Origin of the sequence: Phormidium sp. CCY1219 (assembly GCF_035615515.1) — a bacterium.
In the GTDB taxonomy this organism is placed as follows: domain Bacteria; phylum Cyanobacteriota; class Cyanobacteriia; order Cyanobacteriales; family Laspinemataceae; genus CCY1219.
The window spans coordinates 1-3326 of the sequence record NZ_JAJENT010000537.1 but is presented as its reverse complement, the minus strand read 5'-3'; the positions used below and the strand labels follow the sequence as shown (position 1 = coordinate 3326).

2 protein-coding genes are annotated in these 3326 nt (G+C 49.9%); both read right to left on the bottom strand.

Going from position 1 to position 3326, the window contains the following annotated elements; translation table 11 throughout:
* Nucleotides 1–208 precede the first annotated feature (208 nt).
* The gene (locus tag LKK83_RS14785; protein ID WP_324631963.1) at nt 209–1261 is read right to left on the bottom strand and encodes a hypothetical protein; all 1053 of its coding nucleotides are present in this window, start codon (nt 1259–1261) and stop codon (nt 209–211) included.
* A gap of 311 nt (nt 1262–1572) precedes the next feature.
* Complete coding sequence (gene gor, locus LKK83_RS14780; protein ID WP_324631962.1) at nt 1573–2919, bottom strand: glutathione-disulfide reductase; 1347 nt, start codon at nt 2917–2919, stop codon at nt 1573–1575.
* Nucleotides 2920–3326: the final 407 nt, after the last annotated feature.

The following is a 3326-nucleotide window of genomic DNA, read 5'->3' as shown; positions in this document are numbered from 1 at the left end:
GAATTTTTCACCTCGGAGGTGCAAGCGCGGTAATGACTATTCGGCTACGTACCACATCAATCTGAGAAAGGCTATAAGTGCTATAGAAGCAGAGATCAGTGCCGCAAACATAAACATAGTTTTGGAAATTTTGCAATAAAAAAATCGGTGTTTTATTGCGCTCAAAATTGATAAATTTGTATCGCTGGGGTTGGCTGCGGAAGTTATTTTAATCTTCCATATCGGGTTTTTTGGGGAAGACAAACTGGGTTTTAAAATTGGCTATCGCGCCTTGTAAAAACCCCCAGACATCCCCTTCGCGGTGGATAACTTTTTCGCGATCGAGCAAGGGGCGGCCAAAGCGAAAAATCCCATCTTGTTCCGCCCGCTCTATTTGGGGTAACTTATTGGGAAGCGGCCAAAACGCTTGCCCCACCGGGTAAGGAATATGAAAAGAAAACGTAAATTCGGGGAATTCGGCGGTTTTGACTTCCAACTCGTAAAGGGAATAATAATCCGTTTCTTCATTATACCAACAGGCGGGACATTTTTTCACCAAATTTGAATACAAATAAAAAAATTCCCATTTATCGAAACATTCAAACTCGCGCATTTCTTCGGAATGTTCGTCGCACAGGCGCAGGAAAATTTTATCGGCTTCCGGGGGACGGTAAAAAGAGAGAATCGCGTAGGGAGTTTGGGATAATAATCGCACCGCTTCAGTTTTCAAAGCGTACCATTGATGTTTTCTGGTTTCATAAGTGGAGCCATATTTGATAGCCCGATCGCCCTTTAATTGATTTTCTTTTGCCCAGCGAGACCCCCACACGGTCCAGTAAGCCAATTCCAGGGTAGCGGCGATTTCCGGAGAGCCAGTTTCCTGCCATTTGGCGCGAATTTGTTCCCAGGCGATCGCAAAATTTTGACGAGCTTGTTGATTTTCCTTGCGACTGTGGGAGGCGGCTTTGGCGGCGGATTTCCGAGTTTGAGCTACCCGCGCTTGGTGGGAATCGCGCCATTGTTGAATCTCTTCCGGGGTCAAACTCATCACCACTCGTCTGTCGTGAACGGGATATTCCAAGATTTTGCCGGATTTGCGACAAGAGCGATATTCTAAAACCGGAATTTTCCCTTCTTTAATCCAGCGCTTGCGTTCGGTTTTGGTACATTTTAAAATTTCGATTAACTCGTAGGGTTCCACGGCCAATTCCCGCTTAAACGTTTCGAGAAATCTTTCCTTTTCTGACGGATCGGCGGCAAAAATTGATAGCAGCAGGCTCACCAGTTCTGCTTTTTTTTTCTTCGTATTGGGGGGGAGGCGTAAAAATTGGAGTAATTGAGCCTTAAGGATCCGTGGAGAAGAAAGGAGCTGTTCTAGCATGACAGGAGGGGCAACGCGGTCTCGTTTCTATTTTAGAGTTTTGCGTGCCACTGGTAACGAGAAAATTTGCCAGAAAACGGTAGGGGGAAGAAAAATTGCCTCGGGGATCGCTTTTGGATGAGAATGGGCGATGGGAAAGCCCAGGGGTGAGGGGCAGGGGAAACCCCCACCCCTCGGGCAAGGGGGGGGAGGAATAGAATGGGAAAATGGGCTTATTGTAAGGTGACAAACTCCTCGGCGGTACTGGGGTGAATGCCGATGGTGGCATCGAAATCTTTTTTGGTTGCGCCCATATTCACGGCGATCGCCATGCCTTGGATAATTTCAGCCGCATCTTTCCCGACCATGTGAACGCCGAGCACGCGATCGGTGGTTTGGTCAACCACCAATTTGACCATCACCTTGTCACTGGCCCCGGTGAGACTGTGGAACATGGGACGAAACTTGGCGCGATAGATTTTCACGTCATCGCCAAGCTTTTGACAGGCTTCTGCTTCGGTGCATCCCACGGTTGCGGCTTCTGGGTCGGAAAACACGGCAGTGGGGACGCCGCGATAAGATATAGCTCGCGGTAGGTGACCGAATACCGTATCGGCAAAGGCGCGTCCTTCGCCGATCGCCACTGGGGTTAAATTCAGTCGATCCGTGCAATCTCCCACCGCATAGATATGAGGTTGACTGGTGTTACTATCCGGGGTAACGGCGATCGCGCCTTTGTTCACCTCAACCCCGGCATTCTCCAGGTTCAACCCTGCCAAATTCGGGGCGCGACCGGTAGCGCACAGGATCGCATCCACGGCGATCGTTTCGTTGGTGTCCCCGGAAATCTTCACCTTCAACTCTTCTGCGGTCTTTTCTATCTTGTCCACCACCGAACCGGTGGCGAATTTGATGCCCTTTTCGCTCATCCCGTCCTGAATGTTGCGCCGAATATCGTCATCAAACCCGTTTAAAATCGAGTCGCGGCGGATAATTTGCGTCACCTCGGAACCCAAACCATTCATAATCCCGGCAAATTCCACTCCAATGTAACCGCCACCGAGCACGGCTAGGCGCTTGGGAAACTCTGTCAGGTGAAACATATCCCGGGAGGTGACACTCGCTTCGATGCCCTCAATTTCTGGGGGCTTGATGGGATGTCCCCCCACGGCAATTAAAATTTTGTCCGCCGTGATTTTGCGTCCGTCGATTTCTAGGGTGTGGGGATCCACAAAGCTGGCTTTGCCTCGCATCAGCTCTACGCCTGCTTTTTCCAGGTTCTTAATGTGAATCTCGCTGAGACGATGCACTTCTTTGTTCACCACCTCTACCAGTTTTTGCCACTCAAATTTTGGTTCGACTTTCTCCCACCCGTATCCCACGGCGTCTCGATACAGATGGGAGAAGCGCGAGGCATACACCATCAGCTTTTTCGGCACGCAACCCCGAATCACGCAGGTGCCCCCCACTAAGTCGCCTTCTGCAATGGCAACTTTGGCCCCATAAGACGCCGCCCGTTTCGATGCGGCGAGACCCCCTGAACCGGCACCAATTACGAATAAGTCGTAATCAAAACTCATACCTGACCTCCCTGCGAATGAAACATTTCACTATCAGAGTAAACTACCTGCTCTGTAGAGAAAATTGACAATTGACAATTAACAATTTATAATTGCCCCAGGTTTCAATTTTCGAGTTTCAACGGATCCGAGGGGCGATCGCCACCGCCCCTCCCCTGTGACCTCCGCATTCCCGTGTTTTTACGGGGGGTAGATCCCGTAAAAACACTGGGGTGAAGCTTTCTTGGTTTTACGGATGCTTTAGGAACCCTGAATGGTTAAGCTATAGAAAAGCCTACGGGCATCCACCGCGTTCTCGTCTCCGATGGAGGACTTGACAAAACTGCAAGGTTGTCAGGAACCCCATCCCTAAAGGGAGGGGCTTGGTAAGACTTTATTTTCCCAAGCTCACCTGACCAGAAGACCAG